The sequence below is a fragment of the Veillonella sp. ZSJB6 genome, from assembly GCF_051549505.1.
In the GTDB taxonomy this organism is placed as follows: Bacteria; Bacillota; Negativicutes; order Veillonellales; family Veillonellaceae; genus Veillonella.
This window is the reverse complement of record NZ_JBPUGE010000006.1, coordinates 108,221-125,774: the sequence shown is the minus strand read 5'-3', so window position 1 is coordinate 125,774 and position 17,554 is coordinate 108,221. Positions and strand designations below refer to the sequence as shown.

Here is a 17,554-nt window from a genome sequence, read left to right as displayed (position 1 = left end):
AACCCGCACTCTGGCATATGTTCAATCATATGATTGATTACCTATCATTGTTCAGTTTTCAAAGATCTGTACCAGTTTCCACGACCTCTTTCGAAGTGTTTCATCAACTGGCGACTTGATTATTCTATCAAGTTCAGCTCATTCCGTCAAGCACTTTTTCAAAACTTTTTTAGAAGTTTTTTGCTTGTCGTTTGTGCTGTGTCCTAACGACTTGTATAAGTATAGCATAAATAAAAATATCGTCAACACATAAAGTGGCCATTTTTACAACTTCATTTTATTTTCACTACACATTACAAAAATTACTTCTAATTTCGACAAATTTAAGGATTTAAATTTTATAACACTATTTTCTCTTTTATCTTTATTCATATTATTTTTAAGTACTATCTTATAAACCTATAAGCTTATAACTGTTTGATAAAAGAAAAATCCTTAGAACATACCATAAAATACATTCTAAGGATTGATTATTATATTGTGTCTAATAGTCTAATACGGTTAGTAGCTTTTACTATATCACTATATTTGTTTTACAGTTCTAGAGGCGTATACCTCTTTATCCATATATGATATAAAGCCAACGCTACAATCATTGTCACCGCTGTAAACATATAAAGATACTGATATCCTACAGCACTAGCTAACAGAGCAAGAATGACAGATCCCGCCCCCACACTTATATCTAATGCTAAAAAATATGTTGCTGTCGATACCCCAGCCCGTTCTATTGGTGCTGATTGAATGGCTAACGCTTGAAATGCTGGTTGTGCTGCACCATAACCTAAACCTAACAAAGGGGCCGTTAATATTATGGTTAATGGCGTAGTAGCTATTCCTAACGCTAATAGTCCTAGTATAAAGAGTACTAGGCCTGGGTAGATAATATATTTAGAGCCATACCGAGCATATGCTTTTCCTACTAGAGGTCGACTGATTATGATCATTACAGCAAAGATAGCAAAAAATGCACTGCCCCAAATACCAGACCCCATACTATTTAACTCAATGGGAATAAATACTAACACACCAGAATAGGTAAAGCCAATAAACAGTCCCATTAAAGCCCAAGGCAAACTTCTTTTTTCAATAAATTGAGATATATGCCACCCTTTGTGAGTAGATGGTTTAGGCATTGCTAATTCTTTTGATAAGGGAATACTATTACTCAATACTAGGACTAACCCTGTCATAATAGTTAAGAAAAGATAGAGAGCTATACTACCATATGAAGCAAGTGCATATAAGCCTATTGCAGGCCCCAACACCATTGCCACATTCGAAAAGATAGCAAACATATTGATGCCCTCCCCCTTTCGATTAGGAGGTAACACCAATACCGCCAACGCCGCCATTACAGTTGTGCCTAAAGCAAATACAACACCATGTAGCCCCCGCAATACAAAGATGGCTTCTAAAGAGGTTGTAAAATTAAAGAGCCCCATAATGATGAAAAATAAAGCAGTTGATAGTAGTAATACAACTCGTTTGTTAAAGCCATCAATCAAGCGACCTGCAAAGAGCCTACATAGAATTGTGCCTATTTGAAAATAGGTCATCGCTAATCCCGCATCTAAATCACTTCCACTTAATTCAGAGGTTATAACTATCGGCAAGGCTGCTACGAGAACATATTGTGTCATATATAAAATGCCACTGCTTATACCATAGTTTATAAAAGCAGGGCTCCATAATCGATTTGAATCCATTTATCTATCCCCTTTTCAACATTGTGTTACTTTGCTATTTTACGCCCCATATACAAAGAATTCAATAAGTATAGACCTTACTATATACATATCCTATACATATATGTATGAGTTATCCATGGTAATAATTTATTAGTAGATGATACATAAAAAGAACCTCTCTGAATATAATACAGAGAGGTTCTTATACTTTTACCAATAATAGGTAAAAGCATTATATATTATTGTTGATTGCGGATATCGTTCTTGTTGCGACTCTTCCACATAACCCATAAGGATGTAGCTACACAGATAGAGGAATACGCACCACTAGCAAAACCAATAATCATACAAAGAGCAAAGTTCTTTGTAGTGTCCCCACCGAATAGATAAAGGGATACACAGGCAAACATAACGGTAGCCAATGTATAGAAACTACGGTGAATACTTTGTGTAATAGATGCATTCGCAAGATCTGCAAATGTATCAGAACGTTTATGTGTATGTGTATTTTCGCGAACACGGTCAAAGATAACTACAGATTCATTCATGGAGTAACCTACAACCGTAAGAATAGCCGCCAAGAAAGACGCATCAATTTCTAATTGGAAATAAGAGAATACCCCAAGAACCATAATCAAATCATGGAAAATAGCAACGAGCGCAGAAATAGCAACTTTATATTCAAAGCGATAAGAAATATACAATGCTAATGCCGCAAACGCTATAACAAGATTTAACAACGCATGTTCTGTAACTTCGGAACCAATTACAGCACCTACAGTTTCAATACGTTTAACTGTATTGTTACCAATAGATTTAGTCAAAGATTCAATCACAGCGGCACTTTCACTAGGCTCAAGATTACGTGTACGAATCATTACGTCTTCGCCCGCTGTATCACCAGTAGTATCGCCAGAAAGCTGAATTTGTGCGTTTTCAAGATTATATTCTTTTAGGACGTCACGAACTTGACTAACCTCTACGGGCTGATCAAATACAACTTCAACAATCGTACCACCAGTATAATCAATACCAAAGTTAAAGCCTTTAGTAAAGATGGAAATCAAACTGATAATAACAAGTGTGGAGGAAATAGCAAACCACCAACGATGATGCTTAATTACGTCTAATGTCATTTGCGTTTACCTCCTTTCAAAGATTTTGGTGCAAATGCGTCAGCACTTGTGCTTGGAGAGATATTCGCACCAAACCAGAATGGATGGTTCGTAAAGTTACAATCAATAAGTAAGCGCAATAAGAAATGGCTCACAGTAATCGCTGTGAACATACTTACAACAACACCTACGCCTAAGCTGATAGCGAAACCTTTTACAGGGCCAGAGCCTAAGATTGTCAAGATAGCAGCAGTAATGATAACAGATACGTTCGCATCTGTAATTGTTGCTAAAGCACGACTGAAACCAGCTTCCATGGCTACACGCATGGACTTACCGGAGAACACCTCTTCTTTAAAACGTTCAAAGATAAGAATGTTCGCATCTACAGCAACACCCATGGATAAGATAATACCCGCGATACCTGGCAATGTCATAGTCGCATTAAAGCCTTTACCTAATACGAGCAATAAGAGCATAACATATACAAGTAATGCAATATTAGCTACAATACCAGAAAAACGATATAAAATAACCAAGAAAATCATGATCATTGCAATACCAGCACTGAAGGCTACAACAGATTTATCCTTGGAGTCTTGACCCAAAGAAGGACCAACTGTACGTACTTCCAATACATTAATTTTAACAGGCAATGCACCGGAACGTAATAAAATAGCCAAGTCTTTAGCTTCTTCTAAGCTTTGACTACCAGAGATAGTTGCTTTACCACCTGTAATTGCTTGTTGTACTACAGGATTAGTCAATTCTTTACCATCCAATGTAATGGCAATACGACGACCAATATTTTTAGATGTTAAATCAGCAAATTTCTTAGCCCCTTCATCGCTTAATTCAATAGCAACGAGTGGTTGTTTATTTTGACCTAACTCTTCTTTTGCATCTTTTAAATCATCACCAGTCATAACAGTTTGACCTTGGTCGTTTTTAAATTCCAAGACTGCTGTCTTACCGATACGTTTAATCGCTTCGTCAGGATCTTTTACACCTGGCAATTCGATGATAATACGACGAGCACCTTCACGTTGTACTAATGGTTCAGACAAACCCATTTCATTAATACGACGCTCTAAGATTTGCTTCGCTCGTTCCACTGCATCATTGTCAGCTGCACCAGTCGCAGAGTCCTCTGCTTCTAATACAATGTGCGTACCACCTTGCAAGTCTAGACCTTGTTTCAAAGAGCCTGCTAATGGTTGAATAAAATACGCAAACAATCCAATGATGGCAGCAATGACTACTAAAAACTTGATAATAGCTTTACCGTTCAAAATAGTTGCTCCCTTCTACTACTATACGCAATGTATAACGCCTTGCTCCGTTACAATTTTGCTCATCCGTTGGTCCAGTTCATCCATTGGAATTGGTATATCCCACAATTGTACTGACCAGCATACGCCCATAAATGTACGTGGTGAAAGTTCCTTGAGAAATCGATCATAGTACCCATTCCCCATCCCCATGCGACCGCCTTGACGGTCAAAGCCAGCACCAGGCACTAAAATCAAATCCAAGTCATGTGGATTAATAACCTCGTATGGCTCAGAGGGAATGCGTATATTTAACACACCCCGAGTGATAGATTCTAGAGACTTAAGACGAACGGCAATCATGGTCGTCTTATCTGTACATACTGGAACATATACGGATTTGCCATGTTCTAAAGCATGACGAATAACATCGTCTAAATTGGCCTCCTTGGGCATCGCCAAATAGGCCATAATGCTATTAGCTGATATATACTCAGGACTATTAACAATTTGATCTGTCAAAAGCGTAATCCAAGTATTACAATCAGCAACGGATAAAGCAGCGCGCTGGGCCTTGCACGCCCGGCGCACTGCTTCCTTTGTATTCATTATTTTTCTTCCTTGTTTTTCTTGGAAAGTACGTTAGCAATTGCAGAACGCGCAAATGTTAACTCCACTTTTTCAGATACTTGAACCTTTACTTTTTCATCATCAAGTTCAACGATTTCGCCATAAATACCGCCGATAGTAACGATTTTTTGGCCTTTCTTCAAGCTGCCTAACAAATTAGCGCGCTCTTTTTGTTGTTTCTTTTGTGGACGCCACAATAAGAAATAAAAGATTACGACCATCAACAAAATAGGCCAGCTAGTTTGCAACACTTGTAAAATATCTTCCATTTTATCCTCCTAGTATAATAAATATGTTTTTCTTTTCTAGTATAGCCACCTAATATAGATTTGACTAGACTTAATTACTATTTTTTAAAGCTATCCCAAAATTGCATTCTAAATTGTGGGAACCGATCTTCTAAGATGGCTTGTCTCATTTGACGCATAAACTCAAGCAAGAAGTAAAGATTATGGTATGTTACGAGACGCAATGCCAAAATTTCTTCCGCCTTATACAAGTGACGAATATAAGCACGAGAATAATTTTTACATGTATAACATTGGCAGCCTTCTTCTAACGGACCCCAATCATGAGCAAACTGCGCATTTCGAATATTAAGGCGACCGTTCCAAGTCATGGCCATCCCATTTCGAGCAACTCGTGTAGGATATACGCAGTCGAACATATCAATACCACGTGCTACGCCTTCTACAAGGCAATCCGCCGTACCAACGCCCATTAAATAACGAGCCTTGTTAGTTGGCAATAGTGGCGTAGTATATTCTAAGATTTCATTCATCAAATCATGAGGTTCCCCAACGGATAAGCCACCAATACTATAGCCTTCAAAGTCCATAGCTACCAGCTCTTCCGCACTTTGTTTGCGCAAGTCTTTGTACATACCACCTTGGACAATACCAAACATTCCTTGACAGTCATGGGCTTTACGAGCCTCTTGGCAACGATGAGCCCAACGTGTGGTACGCGCTGTTGAGCGTTTCGCATAATCATGGTCCGCAGGATACGGAATACATTCATCAAAGGCCATCGCAATATCAGAACCTAATTGCTCTTGTACCTTTGTTGCCACCTCTGGAGATAAAAACTGTTTAGACCCATCAATATGAGATCTAAAGGTTACACCCTCCTCAGTAATCTTACGCATATCGCCTAAGCTAAATACTTGGAAGCCACCGCTATCAGTTAAAATAGCTTGATCCCAGTTCATAAATTTATGTAAGCCACCTGCTTCTTCTACGAGTTCAGGACCAGGACGAAGGAATAAATGGTACGTGTTGCTCAAGATGACTTGAGATCCCATCGCCTTTAATTCCTCAGGCGTCATAGTTTTAACTGTAGCTTGTGTACCTACAGGCATAAACATAGGCGTTTGGAAGGTACCATGTGGCGTATGCAATAAACCAGCACGAGCCCCCGTATGAGGACATGTCTTTTGTAATTCATAGGTAATACTTGGCATAGTCCCTCCTAACGAATAAACATAGCGTCGCCAAAGCTAAAGAAGCGATAACGTTCTCGAACAGCTTCTTCGTAGGCCGCTAAACAATGTTCACGACCGGCTAATGCACTAATTAACATTAACAATGTAGATTGAGGCAAATGGAAATTCGTTACCAATGCATCAATCATCTTAAATTTATAACCAGGATAGATAAAGATTTGAGTCCATCCACTAATACCTTGTAGTATACCGTCATCATTGGTAGCAGACTCAAGGGTACGCACAGAAGTAGTACCTACCGCAATAATACGGCGTCCGTTTCTTTTAGCCGCATTAATACGATCAGCTGTATCTTGAGAAACGACGAAAAACTCACTATGCATTTCATGGTCCTCAATTGTCTCTGCTGATACAGGTCTAAATGTTCCAAGGCCAACATGCAATGTAACAAATTCTAACTCTACACCTTTCGCTTTTATCTTTTCTAATAGTTCAGGTGTAAAGTGAAGCCCTGCTGTTGGAGCTGCAGCTGAACCTTTCTCCTTAGCATAAACGGTTTGATAACGATCTTTATCTTCTAGCTTCTCATGAATATATGGAGGTAATGGCATTTCACCGATTTCTTGTATCACATCATCAAATACACCATCGCAAGTGAATTCAATGATACGACCTCCAAACTCAGTTTTATCTATAACGGTCCCACTTAATCGGTCATCAAATTCGATAACTTGACCAATAGGACATTTTTTACCAGGTTTAACAAGGCATTCCCAGCGATTTTCACCACATGGTGTGAGGAGCAATACCTCAACCTTGCCACCAGAGCCTTGACGTTGGCCATATAATCTCGCAGGAATAACCTTTGTATTATTAAATACAAGTACATCCCCTTCGTGAAGTTCATCTAGCAAATCGTAAAAATGCTCTTTATGCGCAACCTCACCTGTAACCTTGTCTAAGGTCAACAGTCTCGCTGTATCACGAGGCTCTACAGGATGTTGAGCAATTAGTTCCTCTGGTAATTCATAATCAAAATCTGTAACTTTCATCGCAATCCTTATTAGTACATTTTCTTTAATGTAATGCCACTATAGTAGTGACGCAAAATAGTTTGGTAATAATTTGTATCCCCTGGTGTCGCACGCTTAGCCATTTCTGCAGCGCCCCATTGAGACATACCAAGACCATGTCCCCAACCGTGGCCTTTAATATAGACAGTATCATTGCTACCAGTAAAATTATGATACGCCTTACCCGTACCTTTAGCTGGGTTATAATTTACATAAAAATCAAATAGTGTTGATTTCAAGCCTAAAATACTGCGTAAAGAATCTCCATCAATAGTCGTTTTGCCAGAGGTACCTATGAAAGTAGCACTCTTAATTCGGCCAGATACACCGCGGTCAGATGTTTGTTGACCTGGCTTGCCAAGAGGTGTCAATTGAATGCTCTTCAATTTACCAACCCCTTTACTAGCTGCGTTAAGCTTACTTTCAAGGGCCTGACGAGAAGTAGTCACTGTCCAGTTCGATGTAGATGTGCCAGTACTAAAATCCTTTACACCTTTCAAATACGGTACATCGCTACCCCAAACATTGACGCTATCTTCAGTATAACCGCCACCATCAGAATGGAATAAAGCATTAATAGGGCGTTGATTATATAACATAACCATACCCTTTGTTTTATTAACTGCATTTGTGGTAGCTTGCGTTTCACCACTAACCCCATTATAGACTTGGTGATCTGTGGACGTACTTACATCATACAGTTTACCTTTATTCTCTTCCATAGTATGAAGAGCATAAGTTCGAGCAGCTACAGCTTGTGCTTCTAGTGCAGCTGCTGGCCAAGATGGAACGACTTCTTGCGGAACTACGCCGTAAAGATAATCTTCAAGAGGTACAGAATTAATGACCATCATCTTTCCATTATTAGCACGTAATGTAAGTCCTCCACGATAGCCTTTGCCTTCAAACAAGAATGATGCATCACTATTGGCTGGTTTTAATGTAACTACCGTATCAATGGCCTTTCCATTGACAGCAATTTTACCACTTCGAATACCAACAGAGGTACCACGGTTTGCACTGATTGTACTAACTTGACCATTAGCACCATTTAATACAACCATATTAGCAGTAGATGTAACTGTAGCATCAGAACTGCGACTACCCAATAACACGCGTACATTTGGTACATTTTCTACACGCTCCGTAGCAGGTGTAACAACAGAACCTACTTTATTACGCGTAATAGCAGCCGTATTAGCTTTAATACTATTGGCATCAGAAGTTTTTACAGCCTTAGATGCAGCTGGTTTTACCGTTGTAGCCTTGGCACTAGTAACTGTAGATTTTGCAACAGGTTTTTGAGCTGTTGCTGCAGCCTTAGTTGCATTTGACTTCGGAGTCACTTTTGCCACAGGCTTTGGAGCCGGTTTAGTTACAAGTGGTCGAAAAGTTGACCGCTTCGTCGAATTTACTTTCGATACATTTGTTGTAGATACTGTTGATTTCGGCGTTGGCTTTTTAGTCACTACTGCACTTTTATGTTGCAATGTAGCCCCTTGTGCAACAGATGCACCGCCAATATTTACACCTAAAAACAAAGTTGCCATTATCATCAATTGTAATCGTTTCGTTTTCATTGTTATTTCCCTGTCTGTGAAATACCTAAATGCTCATAGGCAAGTTTAGTAGCCACCCTCCCACGCGGTGTACGTCCTAAAAATCCTAATTGCATCAAATATGGTTCATACACATCTTCGATGGTATCTCTCTCTTCGCTGATAGCAGCTGCAATAGTATCTATTCCTACCGGACCGCCATCATACTTTTCAATAATACACTCCAACACACGTCGATCGATTCGATCGAGCCCTTCTTTGTCAATATATAAACGCTGTAACGCATCATCTGCAATACTTTGAGTGATAACCCCATCACCTATGACTTGTGCAAAATCACGTACCCGTTTAAGTAGACGATTTGCGATACGCGGCGTTCCCCTTGAACGACGCGCAATTTCACTGGCCCCAGTCGACTCAATACCGATATGGAGTATTTCTGCCGCCCGAGTCACAATAAACTCTAATTCCGGTTGTTTATAATATTCCAACCGGTTAATAATCCCAAAGCGGTCCCGCAATGGTGCCGCCAAAGCCCCAGCTCGTGTGGTAGCACCTACCAAAGTAAACTTTGGCAAATCGATGCGCACCGTTCGAGCACTTGGGCCCTTACCGATGATAATATCGATTGCATAGTCCTCCATAGCAGAGTACAATACTTCCTCTACACTGCGAGACAAGCGATGAATTTCATCGATAAATAATACATCGTGATCATCTAAATTCGTTAAGATCGCAGCCAAGTCGCCTGACTTTTCAATAGCAGGACCAGATGTTATGCGAAAGTTAACACCCAATTCATTCGCAATAATACCTGCTAATGTAGTCTTTCCTAGACCTGGTGGACCATACAGCAATACATGATCTAATGCTTCACCACGCTGCTTTGCAGCCTGAATATAGACATTTAGATTGCCTTTAGCCTCTTCTTGACCAACATATTCGTTAAAGAATTTTGGTCGCAAGCTATATTGCCACATATCTTCTTCGTGCTCGCCATTTCCGACAAGGCGTACTTCTTCGTTCATCCTTATCGTCCTTTCCCAAGCTCAATCAAGCTGACCTTAATCAACTCAGATACATCACGCTTACCATCATCTAAAGACTCTACAATATCAGCCACATCTCGCTCTGAATAGCCTAGCGACACAAGAGCCTCAATGGCCTCACCGGCAGCACCACTAGCAGCAACGCCCATCGGCTGTATGGCTGCTGGTGATTCTGCAGATATATGCGTCATCTTCGCTAACTTATCCTTTAATTCAAGAACAAGTCGCTCTGCAGACTTCTTACCAATGCCCGGCAATTTCGTTAATTGCTGCACTTGGCCATTGATAACAGCTAATTTGAAAGCCTCTGGTGTCATGCCAGACAAGATGCCAAGCCCCACCTTAGGCCCTATACCAGAAACAGAAATGAGTAAAATAAACAACTCATACTCCTCTTCCGTCCAAAAGCCATAGAGTTGCATCGCATCTTCACGTACATTGAGATACGTGAATAGCATCGCCTCATGACCTTCAATCAATTGTTGTCGCGTAGTGGTCGGCACATATACACGATACCCTACGCCATGTACATCTACATAACAAGACTCTTTAAAGAGATGTGTTACGATGCCCCGTACATACCCTATCATTATACCAACCTCTTCAATCTATCATTGTGAGAACTATGAGCCGTACAAATAGCGACAGCCAATGCATCTGCCGTATCATCAGGCTTAATTTTCTCACGAATCCCCAAAATATTCATTGTCATATAAATGACCTGATTCTTATCAGCCTTGCCGTAACCTGTAACGGCTTGCTTGATTTGCAGCGGTGTATATTCATAAATAGGAATACGCTGTTGTTCAGCCGCTAATAAGATAACACCACGTGCTTGACCGACCTTGATGGCCGTCGTTACATTGCGGTTGAAGAATAATTCTTCTACCCCGAACTTATCAGGCTTGAATTCCTCTAGAATATCACTTAGGTCATTAAATAAAATTTCCAACCGCTGTGAATCTGTTAATTCCTTAGGAGTTGTAATAGCCCCATAGGCTACAGGTGTTAATTTGCTCCCCTTCACGTCAATAATGCCATAACCGCATATAGCCGTGCCTGGGTCAATACCTATAATTCGCACCTTAACCCCCTTAGTTTAAAAATGAGATAAGCTGTCGCCTACCTCCATTACATAATCTATTTTATTATAGCACAATACCACATCGAAGTTCATGAATTTCCATAGAAAAATTTATAAGAAACTCATTAATTTTCATATTCCCAATGGTTCTCTAAAAAATACATAAAAAAGGAGCACCTTTAAAGTGCTCCTTATCATAATTATTCTTCTTCGTCGTCTGGCAAAATACCATTGTGATATACGTTTTGCACATCATCAAGATCATCCAATACGTCGAGCATTTTTTGCATTTTTACAGCATCATCACCAGTCAACTCAATAGTTGTATCTGGAATCATTGTAATTTTAGCTACTTCTGTTTCAATGCCCGCATCAGCAAGAGCTGCTTCTACAGCATCATAGTCTTCAGGAGTAGTATAAATTTCAAATACATCATCTTCAGACTTAAGATCTTCTGCACCTGCTTCAAGAGCAAGCATAGTCAATTCATCTTCGTCATGACCTTCTTTATCGATAACGAAAACGCCTTTAGATTTGAACATCCAGCCTACGCAACCGCTTTCACCAAGATTACCACCTTGTTTGGAGAAAGCATGACGCACATCAGCAGCCGCACGGTTACGATTATCCGTCATAACTTCTACAGTAACGGCAACACCGGCAGGACCATAACCTTCATATACGATTTCTTCGTATGCGTTCATATCCGTAGCGCCAACGCCCTTATCGATAGCACGTTGAATATTATCTTTAGGAATATTGTTTTCACGAGCTTTTTGTAAAGCCAATTTCAAACGCATATTACCTGTTGGATCGGCACCACCCATACGTGCTGCTACAGTAATTTCACGACCGATTTTCGTAGCCAATTTAGCCTTCAATGCATCGGTTTTACCTTTTTTATGTTTAATATTTGCCCATTTTGAATGTCCTGACATAGACGCCTCCTATTTATTCCACCATGCTTCGCCCCGTAATCGATCCAAGATGATTGAAACGGCACTACGCACAGATAAATGATTGTATTCACCATGGCCATATATAGGTTCTAAAATATAGTCAAAGCTTTCCATCGTTTCTTTTGTCATACCATAACCGGTACCAAATAATACTAACACAGGGCGCCCCTCATTTTCAAGATGTTCACGCATCCGTGCATAGGAAATTGTATTATCATAGGTACGTGCATCTGTTGTCGCCACAATAGGTTTCATACCTTCTAGGTCTTCAATCATTCGCACTGCTACTGCAATAGAGTTAACCAACTCCACGCCGGTGAAAGCATCCTTACGATCTGGATTGTATGTAGAACCAAATCCAGATTTCCAATGTTCCATGATGGTGCGCACCAACTCACGCTGAGCAGGTATATTGTGAATCACAAAATATTTAGATACATCATAGGTAATAGATGCTCGTGCAATATCGTGAATATCATAATTTGTAATGGCCGTCGTAATGACCTCTTTATGCTTGTTCATAATTGGATAATGAACAAGCCCAATATATAAATTAGCCAACGCCTTAAATCTCCAACAATAATAACGATATCAATCTGATCCAGTAAATGTTAAATAAAACTATCCAAATTGAGATACTAAAACAAAACATAAAATTAAAATACTAATTAATCTACTAAAAGCGGTACAAAATATGCTTCAGTGCCGGCAATCTCTTCTGGAGAAAAACGACAACCGACTGCAGAAGCTTGATCGCCAAGCATAAAGCAAGATAATGTCAAACAGCCTTCTTTCGTACCACTATCTACGGTATGAGTAAAGTGTTTCTGCTTAATAAAGTCCTGATACATAACCTTTTTACTGTCCCGACAAACTATATCATCATAGTTATCTACAAATTTCTCCATGTATAGTTCAGCTTGATTTCCACGTTTTTGAACAACCTGAATATTTCGCCCTTCACGGCCCCAAATTTCCTTTTGAATATAAAGTCCATCATCAAGGTTCGGGAAATCACTTTCAAAATAGGACGGCGTCAAATAGCGCTCGATAATATCTCGCTCAGGGGCAGTAAAAAATTGGTTTGTTAAGTATAGAGCATACACTAAGGACATAAACGATTTATTCTGTAAAATAATCGCCTCTGGTGGATTAAATAGATTAAAGCGGTATTCATTATACAAATCTAAAAACATTTCACCTAGTGGTTCACCATCTGCTGTAGTTTCATCAATCAATAGTTCCATGGGATGTAAACGATACAGATTGGCTACATGACCACCGTCAGATAATAGAATACCCTCATCATCAATGACCATATCATAAAAGGATAGGAATCGAACATCTGCTTCTGGGCATGCTGATTTCATAGCCTGTAAGAGAAACTGTGTAGTTCCATAGTCCTCTAAATAATCATGAAAGCACCCGAAAACAAAGGGTTCTGTTTCATTATCCGTCATCATATTATGTTGTTTATTAGTCACACTATATTTTTTACGAGATGTTCCTTCATATACGCGTTTCAAAAAACGTTCAAGTTCATTATAAGCATCTATATTAGGATCTACTTTATCGAAATATCGTACCGCTACACCATTAGCATAATAACTTTCAATTAGAAAGCAGGGTGTATCCGCATTAATCTCGACCATGCGCAATTGTCCTCTATCATCAAGGACAAAGTCAAATCGAGATAACCATGTAGGTAAGCCCAATGGATTCCCACGATGTAAATAGGGAATCAAATTTTCGGGCATATCCATATTGAGAGCAAACTCATCAGGTGCCTGTTGAAATACCTTAGCGGCTTTACAAAATATTTGAAATAACATGCGCGACGCATGTCGAATTTCATCATAAAAACCAGCCGGAAAAGATTGTGTAGAAAGCGCAGGATACCGATCATCATAGCCTTCATAATCTACAAAGGGCAATATATCCGTATCAAGTTCATCTATATACGATTTCATAATATCGGCCTCCATTAGGAACTACTAGAACGTACACCTGCACTACCAAAACCAGACTTTTGACCTATAGAAGAGGCTTTTTGACTTCTACGCTTCTCATAGTCTTTATAGGTACGTCGTCCTAAAGAACTATGCGTATTTGAACCTGTTGTTGTATATACATTAGGCTCCTCATAGGGTTTTAAAGGGGCTGCCACACGATAGGTCATAGTTCGTCCATCCATACGCGCTGTAGGTGGATTAAATCCATGAAAAATATAGTAGCCTGCTGCAATACTAGGTAACAGCCCCGCTAAACCAGCGTCCCATACTAAATTTCCACTAGTGTCGCGGTGAAAGGTAACAGACCGGTTATCATCATATAAAGCTGTTTCTTTACCATCTCCATGGTTTAATAGAGAATAACGATTACCTTGATTATCCTTTAATCGAACTTCCCCGTCATTTGCTTCAGGATAAATTTTATCACATACAACATAAGCAATGTCATTCCAGTATGAATACACACCAACGAGGCCCGCTACAGCGGCAAAAGCACTCGTTATGTATAGAGTTTTCTTACTTGGCTTATACATAGGACACTCCCTTAGTGCACAGCACCACTAACAACGAGAGCAAGACCTACAAAGATACCAAATACGAGGATACCTGCTGCAGTATTACCACGCATAATCTCTTCAGATAAATTATATTTTCGATGCCATAAATTAATAAACATATAGCCTGTTACAAACAATATAATGCCTAAAATAGCATATACGATACTGGCCACCACACCATGCAATAAAGATGTATCAGCAGTAGTCACTACAGGAGACATGATGACAGCGCGCAAAATTTCACCAATACCGATAAATGAACCCGCTGAGAGCCATGCTACAGCACAGTTACCACGTTTAATTTCTTCGCTGAATTTGCCGGGTACAAAGAAATCAATAACAGTATTAGCTGTTAACATTAAGAAAATTCCAAAACAAGCATAAAAAATCGTTAATAATACATCTGGTATATAAATCATAATAAGCCTCCTAATAATATAATTTTGTATTGGATGTGTTATTAGAGTTGCTGGTAGGATACAACCGTTCGCGTCCCGTATTATCCCCTAGTCGAACCATGGTCGCATAGTTATCGAGTATATGAGAGCTGATTAATGTACGATCAATAATTTTCCAATCCTCTTGTGTCAATTTTGATTGTTCACATACCTTAACCTTAGTTTGTCCATCCGTATTGGTAATGATATACACCAAGTCCCCAGAATAAAATACAATAACTTCATGTCCCTCTTCTAAGTTGTCCCGCTCATTTTTAATATCACCATTCACAGAATCAATTAAATCTAATGCGGTACTAACAGTATCCAGTGTAGACGTGTATACATAGTCGCTATCCGAATCTGTTTTTGTATAATATGCAGATGTGTCATGCATATGTTCTTTTGCTGTGTAAGGCACTCCAAACATAGCACGTATACTATGCCAAGACAAATCATTGTCCGACCAAAACAGAAATAGTAAAAATAATGCACCAATCCCTATAGAAGTAGCAACTCCTTCAAAGCGTTTTTTTAGACGTTGATTCCGTTTCTTTTTACTAATAGTATTAGCTTCCGCATCATTACAGAGACGAATATTCCTCAAAGGAACACGTGCCCCTTCGGCGAACATCTTCTCACCTTTAAACCAATTTTCTTCAAAGAATACGCTAGCGCCGCCTTCACAAGGCAATTGGTATTCCTTGTAGCCAGCCCGGTCACCTACAGAAGCACCACTATCACCATCTACAGCTACAACCTTTTCTAAACCGATTTGATGTAATGTAAAGCCCTTCGGTGCTCGTTTGCGATAAGATGTTCTAGATACAGTGCACCATTCATTATCATTGTATTCAATGGTGACCCATATTTTATCTGTTCCCTCTACAGCCTCGAGGCCATATTCGTGCCAATAATCACCAGGTGATTTTTGCATTGACGGCTTAGCTTTATAGGCCTGTTCCTGATCTGCTTTTGGAATAATCTCGTTATATTTAATTTTTTCAGTTATTACATAACGACTGCCCTGAACCTCAAGGACATCATAACAATTAAACTCCATACATAACCTCGCTCGAATAGGCAAAATCATATGGATTTCGGCCTATTTCCTCTTCAAAACGGGATTTAATGAAATTAAGCTTTAAAGTAGCCTATCCGCTCATGAATCGTTTCATTTTCAATAATGGAAATGCCATACTGCTGACCTATTGTAGCTTTTACAAGGACATTGGCCACATCAGCCGTCTTTACGGGTTCTTGGCTCATTAATATATGAGCTTTGTTGATAACACCAAATACAGCACAGCTAATGCGTTCTACCAACTTAGGTTCTTCTCGAATCAATGTAGCTGGACGAGCAATAACAATCGCTTCAAAAGGCAACTCTAAAATAACATCTTCTAATTGTCCTTTCATGGACATATAGAAGAATGGAGACTTTGGATTTGCTCCCAAAGAGGATACTAAACCATATTTTTTCACACCATTTTGAGCTGCAATGCGTGCCATTTCATACTGATACGTATAATCTACGGTCCATTGTGCTTCTTTAGAGCCCGCTTGTTTACGGTTTGTACCCATAGCAGAGAATAAAATATCCCCTGTCACTAAGTGTGCCCATTCACGAGGTTCATCAAAATTAACAATATGAACTGTTACCTTTGGAGATGTATATGTTACTGGACGACGTACAAATACATGAATGTCTTGAATCTCATGATTATCAATTAACGTGTCTACAATATGACGGCCCACTGCACCAGTGGCGCCTAATACTAACGCTTTCATTCTTCACCTTTAAGTCTTACAGACTCTTCCTCAACTATCTCTTTTAAAAGCTTAATCTCTTCTTTTGTTAATGGACGTTCTAATAAATCTGGACGTAACAACCGAGTTCTTTTAAGTGCTTCTTTTTGACGCCAAGTAGCAATATTTTTATGATGACCACTTCTCAATACATCTGGTACAGACCAGCCTCTAAATTCAGGGGGCTTTGTATATTGAGGACATTCTAACAAAGGTTCATAAAAAGAATCCTCCTGTGCCCCACTCGCTGCACCTAGTACACCTGGAATCATGCGAGCTACTGCATCGGCTACAACCATAGCTGGCAACTCACCACCAGTTAATACATAATCACCAATAGAAATCGTTTCATCTACTAAATGTTCCTCTACACGGTAGTCTACACCTTCATAATGACCACAAATGAGGACTATTTGATCGTATGTAGCTAGTTCACGAGCCTTCTCCTGTGTGAAAGGCTGGCCTGTAGGACCCATGAAAATAATACGACGTCGTATACTTTCACTAGGATTACCAATAAGACTCATTTCATCACACATCTCATCAGTAGTATAGCTACTATTAAGCGTATTGTCATATTGAGCAATAACAGATTCCACCGCTTCAAAAATGGGAGGTGCCATCATGAGCATACCAGCCCCACCACCATACGGTGTATCATCAACTTGACCATGTTTATTATGACTAAAGTCTCGAGGGTTAGTTACAGCCATAGACAATCGTTCTGCTTCGATAGCCCGTTTTATGATGGAATGACTAAAAAAGGCATCAAAAAACTCAGGAAATAAAGATACGATATCGATACGCATAGACCGTCCCCTATACTTATTAACTCACATAAACTCATTAGCATTATCTATATAT

General features: G+C 39.4%; 19 protein-coding genes. All 19 read right to left on the bottom strand.

The window, feature by feature from the left end; all coding sequences use genetic code 11:
• Positions 1-533 precede the first annotated feature (533 nt).
• The 19 genes from ACSV5T_RS08105 to trmD all read right to left on the bottom strand — a co-directional run bounded on the left by ACSV5T_RS08105 (position 534) and on the right by trmD (position 17,499).
• Complete coding sequence (locus ACSV5T_RS08105) at positions 534-1,709, bottom strand: MFS transporter (RefSeq protein ID WP_370815794.1); 1,176 nt, start codon at positions 1,707-1,709, stop codon at positions 534-536.
• 221 nt (positions 1,710-1,930) lie between these two features.
• Complete coding sequence (secF, locus tag ACSV5T_RS08100) at positions 1,931-2,827, bottom strand: protein translocase subunit SecF (RefSeq protein WP_005387361.1); 897 nt, start codon at positions 2,825-2,827, stop codon at positions 1,931-1,933.
• A complete protein-coding gene (secD, locus tag ACSV5T_RS08095; RefSeq protein ID WP_295231649.1) occupies positions 2,824-4,098 on the bottom strand; it encodes a protein translocase subunit SecD in 1,275 nt (424 codons plus the stop codon). The genes secF and secD overlap by 4 nt, the downstream gene beginning before the upstream one ends.
• A 21-nt stretch (positions 4,099-4,119) precedes the next feature.
• Positions 4,120-4,686, bottom strand: coding sequence for a 5-formyltetrahydrofolate cyclo-ligase (locus ACSV5T_RS08090; protein WP_295804603.1), 567 nt, complete (start codon positions 4,684-4,686; stop codon positions 4,120-4,122).
• On the bottom strand, positions 4,686-4,976 hold the full coding sequence (gene yajC / locus ACSV5T_RS08085; protein ID WP_005387358.1) for a preprotein translocase subunit YajC: 291 nt from the start codon (positions 4,974-4,976) through the stop codon (positions 4,686-4,688). The genes ACSV5T_RS08090 and yajC overlap by 1 nt, the downstream gene beginning before the upstream one ends.
• Before the next feature lie 77 nt (positions 4,977-5,053).
• A complete protein-coding gene (tgt, locus tag ACSV5T_RS08080) occupies positions 5,054-6,169 on the bottom strand; it encodes a tRNA guanosine(34) transglycosylase Tgt (protein ID WP_227720956.1) in 1,116 nt (371 codons plus the stop codon).
• Between the two features lie 8 nt (positions 6,170-6,177).
• Positions 6,178-7,203 (bottom strand): tRNA preQ1(34) S-adenosylmethionine ribosyltransferase-isomerase QueA, encoded by a 1,026-nt coding sequence (gene queA / locus ACSV5T_RS08075; protein WP_295825061.1) that lies wholly within the window; start codon positions 7,201-7,203, stop codon positions 6,178-6,180.
• A gap of 11 nt (positions 7,204-7,214) precedes the next feature.
• Entirely contained in the window at positions 7,215-8,804 is a 1,590-nt protein-coding gene (locus ACSV5T_RS08070) for a SpoIID/LytB domain-containing protein (protein WP_438320737.1), read from the bottom strand.
• 2 nt (positions 8,805-8,806) lie between these two features.
• Complete coding sequence (ruvB, locus tag ACSV5T_RS08065; RefSeq protein ID WP_295825065.1) at positions 8,807-9,811, bottom strand: Holliday junction branch migration DNA helicase RuvB; 1,005 nt, start codon at positions 9,809-9,811, stop codon at positions 8,807-8,809.
• Positions 9,812-9,813: 2 nt separating this feature from the next.
• Complete coding sequence (gene ruvA / locus ACSV5T_RS08060) at positions 9,814-10,422, bottom strand: Holliday junction branch migration protein RuvA (RefSeq protein WP_105090330.1); 609 nt, start codon at positions 10,420-10,422, stop codon at positions 9,814-9,816.
• On the bottom strand, positions 10,422-10,916 hold the full coding sequence (gene ruvC, locus ACSV5T_RS08055) for a crossover junction endodeoxyribonuclease RuvC (RefSeq protein ID WP_005387349.1): 495 nt from the start codon (positions 10,914-10,916) through the stop codon (positions 10,422-10,424). Before ruvC ends, ruvA begins: the two co-directional genes overlap by 1 nt.
• Positions 10,917-11,116: 200 nt before the next feature.
• Positions 11,117-11,854, bottom strand: a complete 738-nt coding sequence (locus ACSV5T_RS08050; protein ID WP_005387348.1) for a YebC/PmpR family DNA-binding transcriptional regulator — start codon at positions 11,852-11,854, stop codon at positions 11,117-11,119.
• A 9-nt stretch (positions 11,855-11,863) separates the two neighbouring features.
• Positions 11,864-12,436: an RNA methyltransferase gene (locus ACSV5T_RS08045; protein ID WP_105086229.1), complete on the bottom strand. Its 573-nt coding sequence runs from the start codon at positions 12,434-12,436 to the stop codon at positions 11,864-11,866.
• Positions 12,437-12,543: 107 nt separating this feature from the next.
• Positions 12,544-13,845 carry a glutathionylspermidine synthase family protein gene (locus ACSV5T_RS08040; protein WP_370815789.1) on the bottom strand — a complete coding sequence of 434 codons (1,302 nt, stop codon included), beginning with the start codon at positions 13,843-13,845 and terminating at the stop codon, positions 12,544-12,546.
• Between the two features lie 14 nt (positions 13,846-13,859).
• Positions 13,860-14,420: a hypothetical protein gene (locus ACSV5T_RS08035; RefSeq protein WP_005387344.1), complete on the bottom strand. Its 561-nt coding sequence runs from the start codon at positions 14,418-14,420 to the stop codon at positions 13,860-13,862.
• An 11-nt stretch (positions 14,421-14,431) separates the two neighbouring features.
• A complete protein-coding gene (locus tag ACSV5T_RS08030; RefSeq protein ID WP_004695577.1) occupies positions 14,432-14,863 on the bottom strand; it encodes a DUF350 domain-containing protein in 432 nt (143 codons plus the stop codon).
• 10 nt (positions 14,864-14,873) lie between these two features.
• A complete protein-coding gene (locus ACSV5T_RS08025; protein WP_370815788.1) occupies positions 14,874-15,944 on the bottom strand; it encodes a hypothetical protein in 1,071 nt (356 codons plus the stop codon).
• A gap of 74 nt (positions 15,945-16,018) precedes the next feature.
• Positions 16,019-16,672, bottom strand: coding sequence for an NAD(P)H-binding protein (locus ACSV5T_RS08020; protein WP_105090325.1), 654 nt, complete (start codon positions 16,670-16,672; stop codon positions 16,019-16,021).
• Positions 16,669-17,499: a tRNA (guanosine(37)-N1)-methyltransferase TrmD gene (trmD, locus tag ACSV5T_RS08015; protein ID WP_370815787.1), complete on the bottom strand. Its 831-nt coding sequence runs from the start codon at positions 17,497-17,499 to the stop codon at positions 16,669-16,671. The genes ACSV5T_RS08020 and trmD overlap by 4 nt, the downstream gene beginning before the upstream one ends.
• Positions 17,500-17,554 lie beyond the last annotated feature (55 nt).

Coding starts and splice junctions, on each gene's coding strand:
- ACSV5T_RS08090 (WP_295804603.1), bottom strand. CDS start 4,686: ATGAATACAAAGGAAGCAGTGCGCCGGGCGTGCAAGGCCCAGCGCGCT.
- ruvA (WP_105090330.1), bottom strand. CDS start 10,422: ATGATAGGGTATGTACGGGGCATCGTAACACATCTCTTTAAAGAGTCT.
- secF (WP_005387361.1), bottom strand. CDS start 2,827: ATGACATTAGACGTAATTAAGCATCATCGTTGGTGGTTTGCTATTTCC.
- ACSV5T_RS08070 (WP_438320737.1), bottom strand. CDS start 8,804: ATGAAAACGAAACGATTACAATTGATGATAATGGCAACTTTGTTTTTA.
- yajC (WP_005387358.1), bottom strand. CDS start 4,976: ATGGAAGATATTTTACAAGTGTTGCAAACTAGCTGGCCTATTTTGTTG.
- trmD (WP_370815787.1), bottom strand. CDS start 17,499: ATGCGTATCGATATCGTATCTTTATTTCCTGAGTTTTTTGATGCCTTT.
- ACSV5T_RS08105 (WP_370815794.1), bottom strand. CDS start 1,709: ATGGATTCAAATCGATTATGGAGCCCTGCTTTTATAAACTATGGTATA.
- ruvB (WP_295825065.1), bottom strand. CDS start 9,811: ATGAACGAAGAAGTACGCCTTGTCGGAAATGGCGAGCACGAAGAAGAT.
- tgt (WP_227720956.1), bottom strand. CDS start 6,169: ATGCCAAGTATTACCTATGAATTACAAAAGACATGTCCTCATACGGGG.
- ACSV5T_RS08035 (WP_005387344.1), bottom strand. CDS start 14,420: ATGTATAAGCCAAGTAAGAAAACTCTATACATAACGAGTGCTTTTGCC.
- ACSV5T_RS08030 (WP_004695577.1), bottom strand. CDS start 14,863: ATGATTTATATACCAGATGTATTATTAACGATTTTTTATGCTTGTTTT.
- ACSV5T_RS08040 (WP_370815789.1), bottom strand. CDS start 13,845: ATGAAATCGTATATAGATGAACTTGATACGGATATATTGCCCTTTGTA.
- ACSV5T_RS08050 (WP_005387348.1), bottom strand. CDS start 11,854: ATGTCAGGACATTCAAAATGGGCAAATATTAAACATAAAAAAGGTAAA.
- ACSV5T_RS08025 (WP_370815788.1), bottom strand. CDS start 15,944: ATGGAGTTTAATTGTTATGATGTCCTTGAGGTTCAGGGCAGTCGTTAT.
- ACSV5T_RS08020 (WP_105090325.1), bottom strand. CDS start 16,672: ATGAAAGCGTTAGTATTAGGCGCCACTGGTGCAGTGGGCCGTCATATT.
- queA (WP_295825061.1), bottom strand. CDS start 7,203: ATGAAAGTTACAGATTTTGATTATGAATTACCAGAGGAACTAATTGCT.